Origin of the sequence: Streptococcus sp. CP1998, from assembly GCF_041026655.1 — a bacterium.
Taxonomy (GTDB): Bacteria; Bacillota; Bacilli; order Lactobacillales; family Streptococcaceae; genus Streptococcus; species Streptococcus dentalis.
This window is the reverse complement of sequence record NZ_CP163380.1, coordinates 2,023,678-2,043,513: the sequence shown is the minus strand read 5'-3', so window position 1 is coordinate 2,043,513 and position 19,836 is coordinate 2,023,678. Positions and strand designations below refer to the sequence as shown.

The following is a 19,836-nucleotide window of genomic DNA, read 5'->3' as shown; positions in this document are numbered from 1 at the left end:
CTCTTTATTTTTATGATTGACTCCAAAGTTCTTTCACTTTTGCTTGAACTTCTTCATTTTCAAGAAACTCATCATAGGTTTCATCAATACGATCGATTACGCCGTTTTTTGAAAGAACGATAATATGGTTGGCGAGTGTTTGAATGAATTCGTGGTCATGGCTGGCAAAGATAATCGATTCTTTAAAATTCTTCAATCCATCATTCAAACTTGAAATAGACTCCAAATCCAAGTGATTGGTTGGATCATCCAGTACAAGAACGTTTGACTTGAGGAGCATCAGTTTAGACAACATGACACGAACTTTTTCTCCCCCTGACAAGACATTGACAGACTTGTTAACTTCGTCACCCGAAAAGAGCATACGTCCTAAGAAACCACGAAGGAAAGTATTGTCATCTTCTTCTTTATTTGCAAATTGACGAAGCCAATCAAGAATACTTTCACCACCTGCAAAATCTCGGCTGTTGTCTTTTGGTAGATAAGATCGACTAGTTGTAACTCCCCACTTGACGGTTCCTTCATATTCAATATCATCCATCAATGCACGGATCAAAGCGGTCGTTTGAATATCGTTCTGTCCGATAAGGGCGGTTTTGTCACCAGGACGTAAGATAAAGCTGATATTGTCAAGGATGGTTTCTCCATCAATCTTGACAGAAAGATTTTCAACTGTCAAGAGATCGTTACCAATTTCTCGTTCTGCCTTAAAGTTGATAAATGGGTACTTCCGACTAGATGGAACAATTTCTTCAAGTTCAATCTTGTCAAGCATTTTTTTACGCGAAGTTGCTTGTTTTGATTTTGAAGCGTTGGCTGAGAAACGTGCGACAAACTCTTGTAATTGTTTAATTTTTTCTTCAGCTTTTGCATTTCTATCTGCTTGTAATTTTGCTGCAAGTTCAGAAGATTCTTTCCAGAAATCATAGTTTCCGACGTAAAGTTTGATTTTTCCAAAGTCGAGATCCGCCATATGAGTGCAGACTTTATTCAAAAAGTGGCGGTCATGGGATACAACGATAACTGTATTTTCAAAATCAATCAGAAAATCTTCTAACCAGGTAATGGATTGGATATCCAATCCATTGGTCGGCTCGTCCAAAAGAAGGACATCTGGTTTACCAAAAAGGGCTTTAGCTAGGAGAACTTTTACTTTATCTCCGTTGGCTAACTCGCTCATAGTTTGGTAATGAAGGTCTTCTGAAATATTTAGATTTTGAAGCAATTGAGATGCTTCACTTTCTGCTTCCCATCCACCAAGTTCGGCAAATTCACCTTCAAGTTCAGCTGCACGGACACCATCTTCATCAGAGAAATCTTCTTTCATGTAGATAGCATCTTTTTCTTTCATAATGTTGTAGAGCTTTTCATTTCCCATAATGACAACATCAATGACCCGTTCGTCTTCATAGTCAAAGTGATTTTGACGCAAAACAGACAAACGTTCATCAGGGCCAAGAGAAATATGGCCAGTTGTTGGTTCAATATCTCCAGCTAAAATTTTTAAAAAGGTTGACTTTCCAGCACCGTTGGCACCGATGAGACCGTATGTATTTCCTTCTGTAAAGTTGATATTGACATCGTCAAACAATTTTCGATCACTAAAACGTAGTGAGACGTCTGATACTGTAAGCAATGATATTCTCCTCTTTCTATAATGTCTTCATTTTACTAGAAAATAGGGGAAAATTCAACTTTTTTACTGTCAATCTGTTTTTTACAGATGTGTCAATTAAGTTTACAGAATAGTAAAGCATTAATTCGGTACAAACATAGACGATAGACTAACATTTTCAACTAGAAAGTGCTATAATGATAGGGATAACGATTAAGGAGAAGAGTATGACAAAACCCATCATTTTGACAGGAGATAGACCAACAGGAAAACTCCATATTGGCCACTATGTAGGTTCTTTAAAAAATCGCGTCTTGCTACAAAATAAAGACGAGTATAATATGTTTGTTTTCCTAGCAGACCAGCAAGCTTTGACAGACCATGCAAAAGATCCAAAAACGATTGTAGAATCTATTGGAAATGTAGCTTTGGATTATCTGGCAGCTGGACTAGATCCTGAAAAAGTTACGATTTTCATTCAAAGTCAGATTCCTGAATTAGCAGAATTGACTATGTACTACATGAATCTTGTATCTTTGGCGCGACTTGAAAGAAACCCAACTGTAAAAACTGAGATTTCTCAAAAAGGTTTTGGTGAGAGTATTCCAACAGGATTTTTGGTATACCCTATTTCACAAGCAGCCGATATTACAGCATTTAAAGCGAATTTTGTTCCAGTAGGAAATGATCAAAAGCCAATGATTGAGCAAACTCGTGAGATTGTTCGTTCCTTTAATCATGCATACAACACAGATACTTTGGTCGAACCAGAAGGAATTTATCCTGAAAATGAAGCAGCAGGGCGCTTACCTGGTTTAGACGGAAATGCTAAAATGTCTAAATCGTTGAATAATGGCATTTACCTAGCTGATGATGCAGATACTTTAAAGAAAAAAGTGATGAGTATGTATACTGATCCTGATCATATTAAAGTAGAGGATCCAGGAAAAATCGAAGGCAATATGGTATTTCATTACCTGGATGTATTTGGCCGTCCAGAAGATGCAGCTGAAATTGCAGAAATGAAAGAACATTATCAACGTGGTGGACTTGGTGATGTAAAGACCAAACGATATCTTTTAGAAATTTTAGATCGTGAATTAAGACCAATTCGTGAAAGACGACTTGAGTTTGCAAAGGATATGGGTGAGGTCTACTCTATTCTTGAAAAAGGAAGTGAGCGCGCTCGAAATGTAGCAGCTCAAACACTGGATGAAGTAAAATCTGCGATGGGAATTACCTATTTTAAAAAATAAAACGACTTCATTAAAAGCGAACATTTCTTACTGTTCATTGATAATTTACCAATAAATGATTGACAAATTGCCATAGAATGGTATGATATTAACAATAAAAATTCGAGCCTTGCTCAAATAAAAAGAAAAGAGGATCCAGCTAATGTCTAATTGGGACACAAAGTTTTTAAAAAAAGGGTTTACATTCGATGACGTGCTTTTGATTCCAGCAGAAAGTCACGTATTGCCTAATGATGCAGATTTAAGTACACAATTAGCAAGTAATTTACGCTTGAATATCCCAATCATTACTGCTGCCATGGACACAGTGACTGAAAGTCAAATGGCAATTGCTATGGCACGTGCTGGTGGACTTGGTGTGATCCATAAAAACATGTCAATTGAGCAACAGGCAGATGAAGTACGCAAAGTAAAACGCTCTGAAAATGGAGTTATCATTGATCCGTTCTATTTGACTCCGTCTCATACAATTGCAGAAGCAGATGAGTTGATGGGACGATACCGAATCAGTGGTGTTCCTGTTGTTGAAACACTTGAAAATCGTAAATTAGTTGGTATTCTTACAAACCGGGATTTGCGTTTTATTTCTGATTACAATCAACCCATTTCAAATCATATGACAAGTGAAAACTTGGTAACTGCACCGGTTGGAACCGATTTGGAAACAGCTGAACGCATTCTACAAGAGCACCGTATTGAAAAATTACCATTGGTAGATGAAAATGGTCGTCTTTCTGGCTTGATTACAATCAAAGATATTGAAAAAGTTATTGAGTTTCCAAATGCGGCTAAGGATGAATTTGGTCGTTTGCTTGTGGCTGGTGCCGTAGGGGTTACTTCAGATACTTTTGAACGTGCAGAAGCTCTTTTTGAAGCTGGTGCAGATGCTATTGTCATCGATACTGCTCATGGACATTCTGCGGGTGTTCTTCGTAAGATTGCAGAAATTCGTGCTCACTTCCCAGATCGTACCTTGATTGCAGGAAATATTGCAACCGCTGAAGGTGCTCGTGCATTATTTGATGCAGGGGTAGACGTAGTTAAGGTCGGAATTGGTCCAGGATCAATCTGTACAACTCGTGTTGTTGCAGGGGTTGGTGTTCCTCAAGTGACTGCCATTTATGATGCAGCCGCTGTAGCTCGTGAATATGGAAAAACGATCATTGCTGATGGTGGTATCAAGTATTCAGGAGATATTGTCAAAGCACTCGCAGCTGGTGGAAATGCGGTTATGCTTGGCTCAATGCTTGCAGGTACAGATGAAGCACCAGGTGAAACAGAAATCTTCCAAGGTCGTAAATTTAAAACATACCGTGGTATGGGATCTATTGCAGCAATGAAGAAAGGTTCTAGCGACCGTTACTTCCAAGGATCTGTCAATGAAGCCAATAAATTGGTTCCTGAAGGAATTGAAGGACGCGTTGCTTATAAAGGTTCTGTAGCAGATATGGTCTTCCAAATGATCGGTGGTATTCGTTCAGGTATGGGTTATGTTGGTGCAGCAACCATTCAAGATTTACATGATCATGCACAATTTGTTGAAATGAGTGGTGCAGGATTGAAAGAAAGCCATCCTCATGATGTGCAAATCACAAACGAGGCTCCTAACTACTCAGCACAATAAATTTACACATTTGTAAACAAAAATAACAGCATCTTGACAATACTGTCAAGATGCTGTTTTGATATGACCAGCTTGAACAGTGAAAATTTTCAACTCTTCAGGCAGTTCTTTTAAATGATCGAGAGTGGTTGTTGTAATAAATGTTTGAATATTATTAGAGATGGTTTCAAGTAGTTGAAGTTGACGATAATTGTCAAGTTCGCTCATGACATCGTCAAGTAATAAAATAGGCTTTTCTCTTGTGATTTCTTCCATCAATTCAATTTCTGCTAATTTTAGAGAGAGAACAACACTTCGATGCTGGCCTTGACTACCAAAGGTAGCATTCATATTATTGATAAAAAATGCTAAATCATCCCTGTGTGGTCCAATGCTTGTTGTTTTCCTAAAAATATCCTTCTGACGGTTTTTTCCCAACATAGAGAGAAACTGCTCCTCTATATCATTTTCTTCTTCAGAAAAAACAGTTGACTGATATTGAATTGATAGGTCTTCTTTGTTGTCAGAAAGTCCAGTGTGTTTTTCTTTTGCTTTAGCTTCTAATTTTTTAACAAACTCAAGCCGATGATGGATGACGCGACTTCCAAAACTAGCTAGTTGTGAATCTAAGACCTCCAAAAATGTAGCATCAATTTTTTCCGAATTTTTTAGATAACTATTTCTTTGTTTCAGTACATGGTTGTATTGAGATAAGTCGGATAAGTAGAGAGGTTTCATCTGACCTAATTCAATGTCAATAAACTTTCGACGGCCTGCAGGTGATCCTTTGATCAGTTGCAAATCTTCGGGTGCGAAAAGGACAACATTCATATGGCCAATATAGTTCGATAATTTGGCTTGTTTCAAATGATTTACCTTAGTTATCCGACCTTTTGGTGTCAAGGAAATTTCTAATGGAAGGGGACCAGTTTCTCTTTGTAATTGACCAGAAACTTTAAAATCGGTGGATTCAAAATAGATGAGATCTCTATCATTTCGTGTTCGATGACTTCTGGTTAAAGCTAGAAAATAAATTGATTCGAGAATATTGGTCTTCCCCTGAGCATTTTGACCTAAGAAAATATTTAATCCAGGATGAAATTCGACTTCAAGTTCTTGATAATTACGAAAATGTTGAATGGATAACTGTTTTAACCACATTAGGAGATACCAGGAAAGCGAATCGCTTTTTCTTTTTTGTTAATTTTTGTCGGTTGTTTCTTTTGTTGTTGATTGAGTTGCTTGACAAGTTTAGCAACACGTTCCTTTTCTTCCTTCTCTTTAAGATGCTCCTCTATTTCTTCTTGAGAAGGTTCAAGAATGGTGATAGTCATGCTCAGTTCAGGGATGTCAATTTGATCATTGACACGAAGTTTACGACCTCTCCGTTGTTCTAATTCACCATTAACAAAGACTTCTTTTTCTTGAAGAAAAGCTTTGATTTCACCACCACTCTGTATAATACCGAGTTCTTTTAAGATTGCTTGTAATGTAATAAAATCATCAAATAATTTGTAATTCATAGTTCACCTCTTTGCGTGTTATTATACCATATTTTTAGTTTTTCTAGGGTAGAGAATGTTGAGTGATTTGAGGAGCTTTTTCACAGTTTGAATTAGGATTTTAGTGTGATTTCGTGTTATAATGAAAGTTACTATTGAGTAGAACGAGGATGAAAATGGAATTAGTAAAGGGCGTGAATCTTCACTTTCTTCAATCAAAAAAATTTAAAACCAATAAAATTAAGGTCCGTTTTTCATCGCCATTAGATGAAAATACCGTGGCTGCGCGTGTTTTAGTAGCCTGTATGATGGAAACTGCAAATCAAAAATATCCAACTTCACAATTATTCCGTGAAAAATTAGCGAGTCTATACGGGGTAGAATTGTCAACCTCAGTCTCTAAGAGGGGGCGTGTTCATTATGTTGATTTGAATATTTCCTTTGTGCGCGATGACTTTTTGAGCAAGAAAAATGTTCTTACTGATGAGGTTTTGGACATTATAGAAACTATCTTCTTTTCACCTTTGGTAGTAGAAGATCACTTTGACAGTGATACATTTGATGTTGAAAAGAAAAATACGATTTCCGATTTGGAGTCAGAAATTGAAGAGCCTTATTATTATGCACATGGGCAATTGAATCAACTATTTTTTGAAGACGAAACAATCGGGATGTCAAGATTGGGGAAAGTTGATTTAGTGAGACAAGAAACAGCTCAAAGTTCTCTTGAACAGTTTCATCAGATGCTCCAATTAGATAACATTGACTTCTTTTTCATAGGTGACTTTAATGAGCTCGCTATTGTGGATCGAGTGAACCAGTTTGAATTCAAGCCACGTGATAACAATTTGTCTGTCACCTATCAGCAACCTTTTACAAATGTTGTTAGAGAAAAGTTAGAGCAAAAACAAAACCAACAATCTATTTTAGAATTAGGTTATCATTTTTCTACCCAGTATGGAGAATCTCTCCATATCCCACTAGTTATATTAAATGGGATGCTGGGAGCTTTCTCACATTCGAGACTTTTTCAAATAATTCGTGAGAAAGAAGGCCTTGCTTATACCATCTCAAGCCATTTTGATATTTTTACAGGCTTCATGAGAGTTTTTGCAGGCATTGATAAGGAATCTCGTACGAAAGTAATGACCTTGATTATGAGACAGTTGAATGATTTAAAACGAGGCAAGTTTACAGAGTCAGAGCTTCAATTGACAAAAGAAATGTTGGTGAATACGACCTTATTAGCACAGGATCGGCAAAATACCTTGATTGAAAGGGAATATCTGAAAACGATCCTAGGAACGAAAGTGCTTTCTTTAGAAGAGTGGTTAGAATCCATCGATAAGGTTAGTAGAGAAGAAATTATTGAAGTGGCAAAAACAATTAATTTACAGTCTGTTTATTTTATGGAAGGAAAGTAGTGTAAAGATTGAAAATTAAAGAAAAATATTATGAATCGGTTGGTGAGCAAGTTTACTTTACACGCTTGTCAAATGGGTTGACTATTCATTTAATTCCCAAAGAAGATTATTATGAAACCTATGGAATAATCACAACTAAGTTTGGCTCAGTGGATACACGAATTCTAGTGAATGGTGATGAAAGGCAATATCCTGCAGGAATTGCTCATTTCCTAGAACACAAAGTATTTGAAGATGAAAATGGTCAAGATTATTTAAAAAAATTCGTTCATTTAGGATCGGAAAGTAATGCCTTTACAAGCTTTACAAAGACAAGTTATCTTTTTTCAACAACTTCAAAAGTCCCTGAAAATATTCAATTGCTATTGGAGATGGTTTCAAAGGTTTCCTTTACAGAAAAATCTGTATCTAAGGAAAGAGAAATCATTCAACAAGAAATTGGAATGTACCAAGATAGTCCAGACTATCGATTATTTTTTGGTGCGTTAGAAAATTTATATCCTGGAACGCCGTTAGCAGATGATATTGCTGGGACTAGGGAGTCTATTTCTGACATTACAATAGATAATCTCCGTGAAAACTTTGATCTATTCTATCATCCCTCTCAAATGCACTTATTAGTGATCGGAAACTTTGATGTTGATGAAGTATTGCAAGTAGTAAAAAAACATGATCTAGTTCCTCCTCATCCATCTGTGGAGTTAGAACGTTTTCCTGTAGAAAAAAATGAAGTAAGATTGAATCAATCTTGTAGAATGGAAGTTGCTACTCCTAAGTTGGCAATTGGAATTCGAGGAAATGATATCATTAAGGAAGAGGAAATATTTCGTTATAAATTGATGTTGAAATTACTATTTTCGATGATGTTTGGTTGGACTTCGCAACGGTTTCAAAGTTTATACGAAGCTGGGAAAATTGACAACTCATTGACACTTGAAGTCGAGGTTGAGGAATTATTTCATTTCGTTATTTTGACAATGGATACTCAAGAACCGGTGTCCTTATCTCATCAATTTAGGTCCGCGATCAAACAATTCGAGAAGGATCCAGATGTGAATCAGGAACATTTGGATACGATTAAAAGCGAAATGTTTGGTGATTTCTTACAAGGTTTAAATTCGCTTGAGTATAGTGCCACTCAGTTTGAATATTTTTCAGACGGTAGCACTTCTTATGATCTTCCAAAGATTTTACAAGGTATTAGTTTACAAGATATCATCAAATTAGGGCGTCAGTTCATCGACCAGGCTGAGATGGTTGACTATATGATTTTTCAAAAGTAGTAAACAATGTATCAAGAAGGGAAAACATGAAGAAGAGAACGATTGGTCAAGTGTTAAGATTGTCAAGAGTAAATTTACACTTAAGTTTACAGGATGTGTCAAATAAGACAGCTATTGAAATTCCTTATATAGAAGCGTTGGAAAACGATGAGTTTGATCTATTACCGAGTCCCTTTTACGCTCAGATCTATCTTAAAAAGTTAGCATGGGCTTTGGGATTAGATGAGTCCATTCTATTGACAGCTTTTCGCGAAGGAAAAGAATTGTTATTTGATGAAGAAATACTTGTAGATGACGAAGAGCTTCATTCAAGAAAATTAAGACAGAAAGCGAGCTGGTTACCAATCCTATATTATCTACTAGTGAGTTTTGCCATTCTTGGCTTTGTGATTTATATCGTATATTTTTATGAATTTACAGCATCTGTAAAATAGATGTAAAGATAGTTTATTTTTTGGAGGAAGTATGAAAAAAGAAAATATTCCTAATGCATTGACATTAATTCGGGTTGTGATGATTCCTATTTTTATTGCCATTTTAAGTTTAAGTCATTCTTACTTAGGACATATTGTAGCAGCAGTTATTTTTGCAATTGCTAGTATTACAGATTATTTAGATGGCTTTCTTGCACGAAAATGGAATGTAGTTAGTAATTTTGGTAAATTTGCCGATCCAATGGCAGATAAATTATTGGTCATGTCAGCCTTTATCATGATGATTGAATTAAAAATGGTTCCTGCTTGGATTGTAGCCGTTATTATTTGTCGTGAGTTAGCTGTTACTGGTTTGCGTCTTCTACTTGTTGAGACAGGTGGTACAGTTCTTGCTGCAGCCATGCCTGGAAAAATTAAAACATTTAGCCAAATGTTTGCCATTATCTTTTTGCTTTGCCATTGGACTCTTCCAGGGCAAGTGTTGCTTTATATTGCATTGATTTTTACAATTTATTCTGGTTACGACTACTTTAAGGGAAGTAGCTATCTCTTTAAAGACACATTTAAATAAATGAAACAGATGATTGAGCTAAAAAATGTATCCTTTCGATACGATAAAACAGTAGAAGAGTATCAAATTGACACGGTTTCGTTTCACGTGAAACAAGGAGAGTGGCTTTCGATTGTTGGACACAATGGTAGTGGGAAATCTACAGTTGTACGCCTGATTGATGGTCTTTTGGAAGCTGAGTCTGGTGAGATTTACATTGATGGAAAACAACTGACTCGTGAAACCATATGGGAAATCCGTAGTAAAATTGGGATTGTATTTCAGAATCCTGATAACCAATTTGTTGGTGCAACAGTAGAAGATGATGTTGCCTTTGGTTTAGAAAATCAAGGAATTCCACGGGAAGAAATGCTTCAACGAGTAGAGAAGGCTATTGAGCAAGTTGGTATGCTGGAGTTTAAAGATCGCGAACCATCTCGTTTGTCAGGTGGTCAAAAGCAACGGGTGGCCATAGCAGGTATTATCGCCTTGAGACCAACTATTATTATCCTTGATGAAGCAACTAGTATGTTAGATCCAGAAGGCAGAGAGGATCTAATGGCGGTAATGAGAGAACTTCAGAAAAAATTTCAATTAACAATTATCTCCATTACCCATGATTTAACCGAAATTGCCTTAAGTGATCGAACACTCGTGTTTCAAAAAGGAAAACTAGAGTCTTCTATGACGCCACGGGAATTGTTTTCAAGAAATGATCTCAATGAGATTGGACTAGATAAGCCTTTTAGTAAGCAGGTTCAAGAATCTCTCAGCTCGCATTTTCCGCTAAAACAGGATTATCTAACAGAAAGTGAGTTATTAGACCAACTATGGGAATCTCTTTAAAGAATGTCTATTATACTTATCAAGAGGGAAGTCCTTTTGAAGGGCAGGCGCTTTCTGATATTAGTTTGGAAATAAAAGATGGATCTTATACAGCCATTATCGGGCATACTGGTAGTGGCAAATCTACTTTGTTGCAATTACTAAATGGTTTACTGCGTCCGACTAAAGGAACGATTCAATTTGAAGATTTTGTTTTAGATAATCATTCTGAGCCAAAAGAAATGAAGTACCTGAGAAAAAAAGTCGGTTTGGTTTTTCAATTTCCAGAAAGTCAGCTGTTTGCAGAAACCGTTCTAGCTGATGTAGCCTTTGGACCACAAAATTTTGGGGTACCTAAGGATAAAGCGGAGGAAATAGCCAAAGAAAAATTAGCGATCGTTGGTTTAGAAGAGTCTATCTATGATAAAAGTCCATTTGAACTATCTGGTGGACAGATGAGACGGGTTGCGATCGCGGGTATTTTAGCTATCGAACCAGAGATTTTAGTATTGGACGAGCCGACAGCAGGGCTAGATCCTGCTGGAAGAAAGGAATTGATGGTGTTGTTTGAGACATTACATAAAAATGGGATGACCCTAGTTCTGGTAACTCATACGATGGATGATGTAGCAAATTTTGCTGATACCGTATTTGCTTTAGAAGCGGGAAAACTTGTCCTAAACGGATCCCCAAGGGAAGTGTTTCAACAGGTTGAGTATTTACAAAAACTTCAATTAGGAGTCCCACAAATTACGAATTTTGCTCTTCAATTGAAACGAAGAGGACTTCCTCTGGACAGACTACCAATCAAAATTGAGGAACTTAAGGAGCTGTTACTTCATGAATAATATGATTTTAGGAAGGTATATTCCTGGAAACTCCATTATCCACCAACTGGATCCTCGTGGGAAGTTGCTCTCAATGTTTTTATTCATATTTCTTCTGTTTTGGGCAAATAATATCCAGACAAATGTTCTTCTCTTTGGTTTTATTTTTGTTTTAATGTATCTAACGAGGATTTCGGTTAGTTTTTATATTAAAGGCTTAAAATCAATGATTTTTATCATTGCTTTTACAACTATTTTTCAATTATTTGCGACCTCTCAAGGAACTATTTTGTATCAATGGTGGTTTTTTAAATTAACCGACCAAGGATTGATGCAAGCCACCATCATATTTTGTAGATTTATTTTAATCATTTTTTATTCGACGATTTTAACCGTGACGACGACACCATTGAGTTTAGCAGATGCTGTTGAAAAGATCCTTACACCACTAAAAATTATTAAGGTTCCGGCTCATGAGATTGGGTTAATGCTATCTATGAGTTTGCGCTTTGTTCCAACCTTAGTAGATGATACGAATCGAATCATGAATGCGCAAAGGGCGCGTGGTGTTGATTTTGGTGAAGGAAATCTATTAAAAAGGATCCGTTCCTTTATTCCGATCCTCATTCCTTTGTTTGCCTCAAGTTTTAAACGCGCAGATGCATTAGCAATTGCGATGGAAGCGAGAGGGTACAAAGGCGGTGAGGGACGAACACGCTATCGGACTCTGCAGTGGGGAGTAAAAGATAGCCTGGCATTGCTCGTTATTCTGTGTCTCATGTTGATAGTTTTTTATCTAAAAAATGGATAGAGCTAGTTGTATTGGTTCAAAAATAAGGAAAAAGCGCTATACAAAGCGCTTTTTACATTAAATTCACATATTCTTGTAACATTTGTAATATATTCTACAATAAACTGTAACATTTTGTGTGTATGATAGAATTATGTTCGAAAGGAGAATAGAATTCATGAACAGTAAAAAGTTCCAATGGACAGTCACTTCCCTACTTTCAGCAGCATCACTTTTCATTTCTGGTATTGCTACAGTGAATGCTAAAACTTACGAAGTGAAGTCTGGAGATACTCTATCAAAAATTGCACTAGAAAATAACACTTCAGTAGAAAATATTATTGCATCTAACAATTTGACCAATGAAGATTTGATCTATGCAGGACAAATTATTGAGTTAGGTGAGCGTTCGAAATCTATGATTGATAAAGTTGCTCCACAAGAGCAAGCAAAAACTGCTGAAAGTGCACCTACAGCACCTGTAGCAGCACAAACTGCTCAAAAACAAACAACTTATGCTGCGAATGCTGCAGTTACTTCTGCACAATCAACAAATGGTGGAATTGTTCTATCAAATGGTAATACTGCTGGAGAACAAGGATCTTATGCGGCTGCTCGTATGGCTGAGATGACTGGCGTACCTGCCTCTACGTGGGAAGCAATCATTGCCCGTGAATCAAATGGTCAAGTAAATGCAGCAAATGCTTCTGGTGCAAGTGGTTTGTTCCAAACAATGCCAGGTTGGGGTTCAACTGCAACGGTTGATGATCAAATCCAGGCAGCATATAATGCATACAGCTCACAAGGTTTGTCAGCTTGGGGTTATTAAAAAAATAGGTTTACAAATTTGTAAACCTATTTTTTTAATGTCTCAAGGATATCAAGTGGAGAATGACAAATAAAATCTGGTGAGTAAAGCAGTAGCTCTTCAAGATCTCCAAAACCCCAAGTAACTGCCATGGTTTTTATACCGACTGTTTGACCTCCAATGAGGTCAAATTTTGTATCTCCAATAATAACGGTCTCTTCTTTTGGAAGGCCATTGATTGACAAGGCGTATTGAATAACATCGGCTTTGTGGATACGATCTGAATTTGATCCATAAATTCCTTTAAAGTATTTAGCGATACCTAATTCTTGACACATCTGTAAAGCAACTGGTTCATGTTTTGAAGTAGTTACATAAAGAGGAATGTTTTTGTCTTGTAATGCTTTCAAAGCTTCTACTATCTGAGGAAACAGAGTTGATTTGTACTGACCTTTTTCATGATAATACTGGCGATAGATAGTCACTGCTTGATCCACCAAAGCTTCAGGAAGGGTGGCTTCAAAACTAGAAATCAAAGGTGGTCCCATAAAACTTCGAATAGTTTCAAGATCAGGTTGAGAAACCTTTAAAGTATCAAATGTATATTGAAAACTTTCTATAATTCCATTAGAACTGTCTACTAATGTCCCATCTAAGTCAAAAAATAAGGCTTGCATGTTATTCTCCAAATATCTCTTTTTGTAATCTTCGACCGGTTGGTGTTGCTGCCAATCCTCCTTCAGCTGTTTCTCTAAAGGCAGTTGGAAGACTGGAACCAACTTGATACATGGCGTCAATAACTTCATCAACAGGTATTTTTGATTCAATGCCTGCTAAGGCCATATCAGCAGCAATGAAGGCATAGCTGGCTCCCATTGCGTTTCGTTTGACACATGGAACTTCCACGAGTCCTGCTACTGGATCACAAATGAGGCCAAGCATGTTTTTGATGACAAAACAGACTGCCTGACTCGCTTGATAAGGAGTTCCCCCGGCAGCTAGTGTCAATGCAGCCGCACTCATAGCTGAAGCAGAACCGACTTCTGCTTGACAACCACCTTCTGCACCTGAAATAGAAGCATTATTGGCGATGACTAAACCAAAAGCTCCAGCTGTCAGTAGAAAATCTAATTGTTGCTGACGGTTTAACCCTAATTTTTGGGTTGTTGCAGTGAGAACTGCGGGAAGGCGACCAGCAGATCCTGCAGTGGGTGTTGCACAGACCAGTCCCATTTTAGCATTGTGTTCGTTGACAGCAATAGCATTCTTCGCTGCGGTTAGGACTGTCAAGTCAGATAACGTTTTTCCTGATTTGATATAGCGATCTAATTTTGCGGCATCCCCACCGGTTAACCCACTACGAGAGTGGTTTTCATTTAACCCTAACCTTACAGAATCAATCATCACTTCTAAATTACGGGTCATTAATCGTAGGACTTCTTCTCGTTCACGACCAGTTAGTTCAAATTCAGTTGCAATCATTAACTCTGCAACGTTTCCTTCGTATTGCGTGCTTGCTTGTTCTACGAGGTCTACAATTGAATAAAACATATGAACTCCTTATTTGAAAAAGTTGACATTATGAAGATGAGGGATTTTACGGATATCTTCGATAGCTGCTTCACAACTCCTGGAGTCAACTTCTATAATCATAATCGCTTTTTCTCCAGCTTTTTCCCGCGTCACATTCATTTGTGCAATATTAATATCATAGCGAGAAAGAGCTTCTGTCACATGAGCGATCATTCCAGGGACGTCTTGGTGAACAATGATAATGGTTGGAGTATTCATATTTAGCGAGATGGCAAAGCCATTTAATTCAGTAACCTGTATGTTCCCACCCCCAATTGAGATTCCAGTGACAGAAATCGTTTTATGGTCATTTTTTACAGTAATAGTCGTTGTGTTTGGGTGAGGAGCATTGCTTTCTTTTTGAATAGACCAAACAATCCGAATACCTCGTTCATGTGCAATTTTTAGACTATCTGGGATTCTAGGATCATCTGTGTCCATTCCTAAGATGCCCGCTACTAAGGCTAAATCTGTTCCATGACCACGATAGGTTTTGGCGAAGGAATTAAATAATTGAAACTCAACTTCTTTTGGCTCCTCTCCAAATATAGAAGAAACAATTTTACCAATTCGAACAGCACCTGCAGTGTGACTACTGGATGGGCCAATCATCACAGGTCCAATAATATCAAAAACTGATTGGAATTTTAAAGAGTTCATGCTCTGCTCCTTTGTGATCACTTTACTTCATTATATCAGATATGGCTGATGATTTCTTCTATTTTTCCCGAAATATCTGAGAAATCTTAAAGGGGGCTTAAAGCATTTATATTATCCTGGAATTTTAGTATTTCTAACATCTGACTGAAATATTTGACACATTATTTCAATAAATATGAAATATTTCTTGTGTAGTATAGAGGTATACCAATAAAGGAGTACAGAATAATGAATAAAAAACAAATGATGAAACGAATTATTGGACTTAGTTTACTTGCAGGCCTTTTCCTTCCAATTGTAGCGCATGCAGATTCTTATACTGTAAAATCAGGTGATACTTTATCAGCTATTGCTAAAGAGAAGAACACAACGGTTAATGCAATTGCTAAGAAAAATAAGATTAGTAACGTGAATCTCATCTCAGTTGGTCAAGTTCTTGAGATTGAAGATGCAAATACAACGCAGAAAACCACGGAGCAAGCTCCTGCTAGTAAAACTGATACTACACAAGCAACAACTACTGTCTCTGCTTCAGATGGCTTGAGTGCGGAAGATGCAGCTGCTAAGGAATGGATTGCCCAAAAAGAGTCAAGTGGTAGTTATACAGCACAAAATGGCCAATATTATGGTCGTTACCAATTGACTATCACTTATTTGAATGGTGATTTATCACCTGCAAACCAAGAAAAAGTGGCCAATCAATATGTTGTCAGCCGTTATGGATCATGGTCAGCAGCTAAAAATTTCTGGTTGGCAAATGGATGGTATTAAATTCGTATGAAAAGAGTTCTTGAATAGGACTCTTTTTATATTTACAGACCTGTAAACCCATCGATCCTGATCAACAAAAAGAATAGTAAGATGCTTGTTTTCTAATATAAAGCGTGTTAAAATGGTAACTGCTCAAAACGACCTTCAATCGTTGAAGCAAACCACGACCTTCAATCGTGAGAAACGAAAAGATGGGAGAAATCTATGAGTGATAACTCGAAAACACGTGTTGTCGTTGGTATGAGTGGTGGTGTGGATTCATCTGTAACAGCTTTATTATTAAAGCAACAGGGTTACGATGTCATCGGCATCTTCATGAAAAACTGGGACGACACAGACGAAAATGGCGTCTGTACAGCTACAGAAGATTACAAAGATGTAGCAGCGGTTGCAGACCAAATTGGCATTCCTTACTATTCTGTCAACTTTGAGAAAGAATACTGGGATCGTGTCTTTGAATATTTTCTTGCCGAATACCGAGCTGGTCGAACACCAAATCCGGATGTCATGTGTAATAAGGAAATCAAATTTAAGGCCTTCTTAGATTATGCCATGACACTCGGTGCCGATTATGTAGCGACAGGGCACTATGCGCGCGTGGCGCGTGATGAGGACGGCATTGTTCATATGTTACGTGGCGTTGACAACGGTAAGGACCAAACTTATTTCTTAAGCCAACTGTCACAAGAACAACTTCAAAAAACCATGTTCCCATTGGGATATTTGGAAAAGCCTGAGGTCCGCCGTCTAGCTGAAGAAGCTGGATTGGCAACAGCTAAAAAGAAAGACTCAACTGGAATTTGCTTTATTGGAGAAAAGAATTTCAAAGAATTTCTAGGGAACTACCTTCCTGCCCAACCAGGTCGAATGATGACCATCGATGGACGAGATATGGGCGAACATGCTGGTTTGATGTATTACACAATCGGTCAACGGGGTGGACTTGGAATTGGTGGCCAACAAGGTGGAGACAATGCTCCATGGTTTGTAGTTGGTAAAGACCTCAGTCAAAATATTCTTTATGTCGGTCAAGGCTTCTACCATGAAGCATTGATGTCAACAAGTTTACAGGCTAGTCAAGTTCACTTTACACGAGATATGCCAGAAGAGTTTACATTAGAGTGTACAGCTAAGTTCCGCTACCGTCAACCGGATTCCAAGGTGACTGTACACGTTAAAGGTGACAAGGCAGAAGTGATTTTTGCAGAACCTCAACGAGCCATTACACCAGGACAAGCTGTTGTTTTTTACGACGGTGAAGAGTGTCTAGGCGGTGGCTTGATTGACAATGCTTATCGGGATGGAAAAGTTTGTCAGTATATTTAGATTGACAAATTTTCTCAATTTGCTACAATAATAAAAGCAATAGAAATGATGGTCAAAGCTCATGGATGTTGCAGGCTTTTTTGTCCTGCACTTCTCAGAGTTTTGACTATTTTTGTGTGATTTCGAAAGGAAGTAAAATGAAGCAACAGGATTTTCGGACGAAAATAGGTTCTACTGTTTTTGGTGTGAGAGCGACTGCTTTGATTGTAAAAGATAACCGCTTGTTCGTCATAGAAGATGAGGACGGCTGTTATACAATCGGAGGTGCTATTCAAGTCAATGAAACTACAGAAGATGCGGTGGTTCGGGAAGTCAAAGAGGAACTTGGTGTCACATCTACAGCAGGTCCGTTAGCTTTCGTGGTTGAAAATCACTTTGAACAAGCTGGAATCCACTACCATAACATTGAATTTCATTATTTAGTGGACTTGCTAGAAGATGCACCTTTGGTCATGCAGGAAGATACAAAGCAATTACCTTGCCGTTGGATTGCTTTCGATGATTTATATACTGTTGACCTGAAACCAGCCTTTTTAAAATCAGCCCTACCAGAATGGGACGGAAAATTACGACACATCCATCTTGAGAAATAGGAGAAAAAATGACTTATAATTTTATTGAAGAATACGATATCATTGTAATCGGTGCGGGGCATGCGGGAGTAGAAGCCTCCCTAGCTGCTAGCCGTATGGGTTGTAAGGTCTTACTTGCGACTATTAACATTGAAATGCTGGCTTTTATGCCTTGTAATCCCTCTATTGGTGGTTCTGCTAAGGGGATTGTCGTGCGTGAAGTCGATGCCCTCGGTGGTGAAATGGCGAAGAACATCGACAAGACCTACATCCAAATGAAAATGCTCAATACTGGTAAAGGTCCTGCGGTTCGTGCACTTCGGGCTCAAGCAGACAAAGAACTTTACTCAAAAGAAATGCGTAAGACAGTTGAGAATCAAGAAAATCTCACTCTTCGTCAAACTATGATTGATGAGATTTTGGTGGAAGATAGCAAGGTTGTCGGTGTTCGTACAGCGACTCATCAAGAGTATGCTGCCAAGGCTGTTATCGTGACAACAGGGACTGCACTCCGTGGGGAAATCATCATCGGAGACCTCAAGTACTCATCAGGACCAAACCACAGCCTAGCTTCGATTAACCTAGCTGACAATCTCAAGGAACTGGGTCTCGAAATCGGTCGTTTCAAGACAGGAACCCCTCCACGTGTCAAGGCTTCCTCTATCAACTACGATGTGACAGAGATTCAGCCAGGAGATGAAACACCAAATCACTTTTCTTATACATCGCGTGATGAAGATTATGTAAAGGATCAGGTTCCTTGTTGGTTGACTTATACCAATGGGCATAGCCATGAAATTATCCAGAATAATTTGCACCGGGCACCTATGTTTACAGGGGTTGTAAAGGGAGTGGGTCCTCGCTATTGTCCGTCCATTGAGGATAAAATTGTCCGTTTTGCTGACAAAGAGCGTCATCAACTATTCTTAGAACCTGAGGGACGAAATACAGAAGAAGTCTATGTTCAAGGGCTGTCAACGAGTTTACCAGAGGATGTTCAACGGGATCTCGTCCATTCTATTAAGGGACTTGAGAAGGCAGAAATGATGCGAACGGGTTATGCGATTGAGTATGATATGGTTTTGCCTCATCAATTGCGCGCAACTTTGGAAACCAAGAAAATTTCAGGTCTCTTTACAGCTGGCCAAACTAATGGAACGTCTGGCTATGAGGAGGCAGCTGGTCAAGGGATTATTGCAGGGATCAATGCGGCTCTAAAAATCCAAGGAAAACCGGAACTCATTTTGAAACGCAGTGATGGTTATATTGGGGTCATGATCGATGATTTGGTAACAAAGGGAACGATCGAACCGTATCGTTTGTTAACAAGCCGTGCAGAATACCGTTTGATTTTGCGTCATGATAATGCCGATATGCGCTTGACAGAAATGGGACGAGCAATTGGATTGGTAGATGATGAACGTTGGCAACGTTTCGAAACTAAGAAGTATCAGTTTGAAAACGAGATGAAGCGTTTAGATAGCATTAAGTTAAAGCCTGTAAAGGAAACCAATGAGAAGGTTGCTGCAATGGGCTTTAAACCATTGACAGATGCTGTCACTGCTAAAGAATTCTTGAGACGACCAGAAGTCTCTTACCAAGATGTGGTAGAATTTATCGGTCCTGCAGCTGAAGAACTGGATGATAAAATCATTGAATTGATTGAAACTGAAATTAAATATGAAGGCTATATTTCAAAAGCAATGGACCAAGTCGAAAAAATGAAGCGTATGGAAGAAAAACGAATTCCTGCGAATATTGACTGGGATGATATTGACTCTATTGCAACCGAAGCGCGTCAAAAATTTAAATTAATTAATCCAGAAACGATTGGTCAAGCAAGTCGTATCTCAGGTGTCAATCCAGCGGATATCTCTATTTTAATGGTTTACTTGGAAGGTAAATCGCGGAGCATCTCCAAAAACAAAGCAAACCACTAATCAAATGGGGCTGAGATGATGTTTCAGCCTCAATTTTATGGATTGAAATCTGTTGTTGCTATTTACAAAGTTGTAAAT

Annotated in this window: 20 protein-coding genes; 14 read left to right on the top strand and 6 right to left on the bottom strand. The window is 38.0% G+C overall.

All coding sequences use genetic code 11. The features are described from left to right. Nucleotides 1-10: 10 nt before the first annotated feature. A complete protein-coding gene (locus AB4X21_RS10030) occupies nt 11-1,636 on the bottom strand; it encodes an ATP-binding cassette domain-containing protein (RefSeq protein ID WP_151379381.1) in 1,626 nt (541 codons plus the stop codon). Nucleotides 1,637-1,842: 206 nt separating this feature from the next. On the opposite strand from AB4X21_RS10030, the gene trpS reads away from it, so the two are divergent. Both trpS and guaB read left to right on the top strand, forming a co-directional pair. After that, entirely contained in the window at nt 1,843-2,871 is a 1,029-nt protein-coding gene (gene trpS / locus AB4X21_RS10025) for a tryptophan--tRNA ligase (RefSeq protein ID WP_003002236.1), read from the top strand. A 142-nt stretch (nt 2,872-3,013) separates the two neighbouring features. Next, nucleotides 3,014-4,495, top strand: a complete 1,482-nt coding sequence (gene guaB / locus AB4X21_RS10020; protein ID WP_003009220.1) for an IMP dehydrogenase — start codon at nt 3,014-3,016, stop codon at nt 4,493-4,495. Between the two features lie 45 nt (nt 4,496-4,540). On the opposite strand, the gene recF is transcribed toward guaB, so the two are convergent. Together recF and yaaA are read right to left on the bottom strand one after the other, a co-directional pair. Then, complete coding sequence (recF, locus tag AB4X21_RS10015; RefSeq protein WP_369087939.1) at nt 4,541-5,635, bottom strand: DNA replication/repair protein RecF; 1,095 nt, start codon at nt 5,633-5,635, stop codon at nt 4,541-4,543. Continuing rightward, complete coding sequence (yaaA, locus tag AB4X21_RS10010; protein ID WP_155127499.1) at nt 5,635-5,997, bottom strand: S4 domain-containing protein YaaA; 363 nt, start codon at nt 5,995-5,997, stop codon at nt 5,635-5,637. Before yaaA ends, recF begins: the two co-directional genes overlap by 1 nt. Nucleotides 5,998-6,152: 155 nt before the next feature. On the opposite strand from yaaA, the gene AB4X21_RS10005 reads away from it, so the two are divergent. The 8 genes from AB4X21_RS10005 to AB4X21_RS09970 all read left to right on the top strand — a co-directional run bounded on the left by AB4X21_RS10005 (nt 6,153) and on the right by AB4X21_RS09970 (nt 12,938). Beyond that, on the top strand, nt 6,153-7,400 hold the full coding sequence (locus AB4X21_RS10005) for a pitrilysin family protein (RefSeq protein WP_151379383.1): 1,248 nt from the start codon (nt 6,153-6,155) through the stop codon (nt 7,398-7,400). 8 nt (nt 7,401-7,408) lie between these two features. After that, the gene (locus AB4X21_RS10000; RefSeq protein ID WP_151379384.1) at nt 7,409-8,683 is read left to right on the top strand and encodes a pitrilysin family protein; all 1,275 of its coding nucleotides are present in this window, start codon (nt 7,409-7,411) and stop codon (nt 8,681-8,683) included. A 26-nt stretch (nt 8,684-8,709) separates the two neighbouring features. Next, the gene (locus AB4X21_RS09995) at nt 8,710-9,117 is read left to right on the top strand and encodes a helix-turn-helix domain-containing protein (protein WP_003009210.1); all 408 of its coding nucleotides are present in this window, start codon (nt 8,710-8,712) and stop codon (nt 9,115-9,117) included. A 31-nt stretch (nt 9,118-9,148) separates the two neighbouring features. Then, nucleotides 9,149-9,688 carry a CDP-diacylglycerol--glycerol-3-phosphate 3-phosphatidyltransferase gene (pgsA, locus tag AB4X21_RS09990; RefSeq protein ID WP_155172777.1) on the top strand — a complete coding sequence of 180 codons (540 nt, stop codon included), beginning with the start codon at nt 9,149-9,151 and terminating at the stop codon, nt 9,686-9,688. Continuing rightward, nucleotides 9,689-10,513 (top strand): energy-coupling factor ABC transporter ATP-binding protein, encoded by an 825-nt coding sequence (locus AB4X21_RS09985; protein ID WP_155172775.1) that lies wholly within the window; start codon nt 9,689-9,691, stop codon nt 10,511-10,513. Continuing rightward, a complete protein-coding gene (locus tag AB4X21_RS09980; protein ID WP_155172773.1) occupies nt 10,498-11,340 on the top strand; it encodes an energy-coupling factor transporter ATPase in 843 nt (280 codons plus the stop codon). The genes AB4X21_RS09985 and AB4X21_RS09980 overlap by 16 nt, the downstream gene beginning before the upstream one ends. Continuing rightward, nucleotides 11,333-12,130, top strand: a complete 798-nt coding sequence (locus tag AB4X21_RS09975; protein WP_003010805.1) for an energy-coupling factor transporter transmembrane protein EcfT — start codon at nt 11,333-11,335, stop codon at nt 12,128-12,130. Before AB4X21_RS09980 ends, AB4X21_RS09975 begins: the two co-directional genes overlap by 8 nt. 157 nt (nt 12,131-12,287) lie before the next feature. After that, entirely contained in the window at nt 12,288-12,938 is a 651-nt protein-coding gene (locus tag AB4X21_RS09970; RefSeq protein WP_369087938.1) for a LysM peptidoglycan-binding domain-containing protein, read from the top strand. Nucleotides 12,939-12,964: 26 nt separating this feature from the next. Here the strand turns inward: AB4X21_RS09970 and AB4X21_RS09965 are convergent, their stop codons facing one another. Genes AB4X21_RS09965 through sdaAB form a run of 3 tightly spaced genes read right to left on the bottom strand, consistent with a single transcriptional unit; the run spans nt 12,965 to nt 15,149 of the window. Beyond that, nucleotides 12,965-13,594, bottom strand: coding sequence for an HAD hydrolase-like protein (locus AB4X21_RS09965; protein WP_369087937.1), 630 nt, complete (start codon nt 13,592-13,594; stop codon nt 12,965-12,967). 1 nt (nt 13,595) lies between these two features. Continuing rightward, entirely contained in the window at nt 13,596-14,468 is an 873-nt protein-coding gene (gene sdaAA / locus AB4X21_RS09960; RefSeq protein ID WP_369087936.1) for an L-serine ammonia-lyase, iron-sulfur-dependent, subunit alpha, read from the bottom strand. A gap of 9 nt (nt 14,469-14,477) precedes the next feature. Further along, on the bottom strand, nt 14,478-15,149 hold the full coding sequence (gene sdaAB / locus AB4X21_RS09955) for an L-serine ammonia-lyase, iron-sulfur-dependent subunit beta (RefSeq protein WP_003002135.1): 672 nt from the start codon (nt 15,147-15,149) through the stop codon (nt 14,478-14,480). A gap of 228 nt (nt 15,150-15,377) precedes the next feature. Between sdaAB and AB4X21_RS09950 the strand changes: the two genes are divergently transcribed. From AB4X21_RS09950 to mnmG, 4 genes are all read left to right on the top strand, one after another. Further along, nucleotides 15,378-15,920: a LysM peptidoglycan-binding domain-containing protein gene (locus AB4X21_RS09950; RefSeq protein ID WP_320911056.1), complete on the top strand. Its 543-nt coding sequence runs from the start codon at nt 15,378-15,380 to the stop codon at nt 15,918-15,920. Nucleotides 15,921-16,124: 204 nt separating this feature from the next. Beyond that, nucleotides 16,125-17,246 (top strand): tRNA 2-thiouridine(34) synthase MnmA, encoded by a 1,122-nt coding sequence (gene mnmA, locus AB4X21_RS09945; protein ID WP_003012790.1) that lies wholly within the window; start codon nt 16,125-16,127, stop codon nt 17,244-17,246. Nucleotides 17,247-17,383: 137 nt separating this feature from the next. Continuing rightward, nucleotides 17,384-17,839, top strand: a complete 456-nt coding sequence (locus AB4X21_RS09940; protein ID WP_369087935.1) for an NUDIX hydrolase — start codon at nt 17,384-17,386, stop codon at nt 17,837-17,839. An 8-nt stretch (nt 17,840-17,847) separates the two neighbouring features. Beyond that, nucleotides 17,848-19,758 carry a tRNA uridine-5-carboxymethylaminomethyl(34) synthesis enzyme MnmG gene (gene mnmG, locus AB4X21_RS09935; protein WP_151379386.1) on the top strand — a complete coding sequence of 637 codons (1,911 nt, stop codon included), beginning with the start codon at nt 17,848-17,850 and terminating at the stop codon, nt 19,756-19,758. Nucleotides 19,759-19,836 lie beyond the last annotated feature (78 nt).

Coding starts and splice junctions, on each gene's coding strand:
- trpS (WP_003002236.1), top strand. CDS start 1,843: ATGACAAAACCCATCATTTTGACAGGAGATAGACCAACAGGAAAACTC.
- guaB (WP_003009220.1), top strand. CDS start 3,014: ATGTCTAATTGGGACACAAAGTTTTTAAAAAAAGGGTTTACATTCGAT.
- recF (WP_369087939.1), bottom strand. CDS start 5,635: ATGTGGTTAAAACAGTTATCCATTCAACATTTTCGTAATTATCAAGAA.
- yaaA (WP_155127499.1), bottom strand. CDS start 5,997: ATGAATTACAAATTATTTGATGATTTTATTACATTACAAGCAATCTTA.
- AB4X21_RS10005 (WP_151379383.1), top strand. CDS start 6,153: ATGGAATTAGTAAAGGGCGTGAATCTTCACTTTCTTCAATCAAAAAAA.
- AB4X21_RS09995 (WP_003009210.1), top strand. CDS start 8,710: ATGAAGAAGAGAACGATTGGTCAAGTGTTAAGATTGTCAAGAGTAAAT.
- pgsA (WP_155172777.1), top strand. CDS start 9,149: ATGAAAAAAGAAAATATTCCTAATGCATTGACATTAATTCGGGTTGTG.
- AB4X21_RS09985 (WP_155172775.1), top strand. CDS start 9,689: ATGAAACAGATGATTGAGCTAAAAAATGTATCCTTTCGATACGATAAA.
- AB4X21_RS09980 (WP_155172773.1), top strand. CDS start 10,498: ATGGGAATCTCTTTAAAGAATGTCTATTATACTTATCAAGAGGGAAGT.
- AB4X21_RS09975 (WP_003010805.1), top strand. CDS start 11,333: ATGAATAATATGATTTTAGGAAGGTATATTCCTGGAAACTCCATTATC.
- AB4X21_RS09970 (WP_369087938.1), top strand. CDS start 12,288: ATGAACAGTAAAAAGTTCCAATGGACAGTCACTTCCCTACTTTCAGCA.
- AB4X21_RS09965 (WP_369087937.1), bottom strand. CDS start 13,594: ATGCAAGCCTTATTTTTTGACTTAGATGGGACATTAGTAGACAGTTCT.
- sdaAA (WP_369087936.1), bottom strand. CDS start 14,468: ATGTTTTATTCAATTGTAGACCTCGTAGAACAAGCAAGCACGCAATAC.
- sdaAB (WP_003002135.1), bottom strand. CDS start 15,149: ATGAACTCTTTAAAATTCCAATCAGTTTTTGATATTATTGGACCTGTG.
- AB4X21_RS09950 (WP_320911056.1), top strand. CDS start 15,378: ATGAATAAAAAACAAATGATGAAACGAATTATTGGACTTAGTTTACTT.
- mnmA (WP_003012790.1), top strand. CDS start 16,125: ATGAGTGATAACTCGAAAACACGTGTTGTCGTTGGTATGAGTGGTGGT.
- AB4X21_RS09940 (WP_369087935.1), top strand. CDS start 17,384: ATGAAGCAACAGGATTTTCGGACGAAAATAGGTTCTACTGTTTTTGGT.
- mnmG (WP_151379386.1), top strand. CDS start 17,848: ATGACTTATAATTTTATTGAAGAATACGATATCATTGTAATCGGTGCG.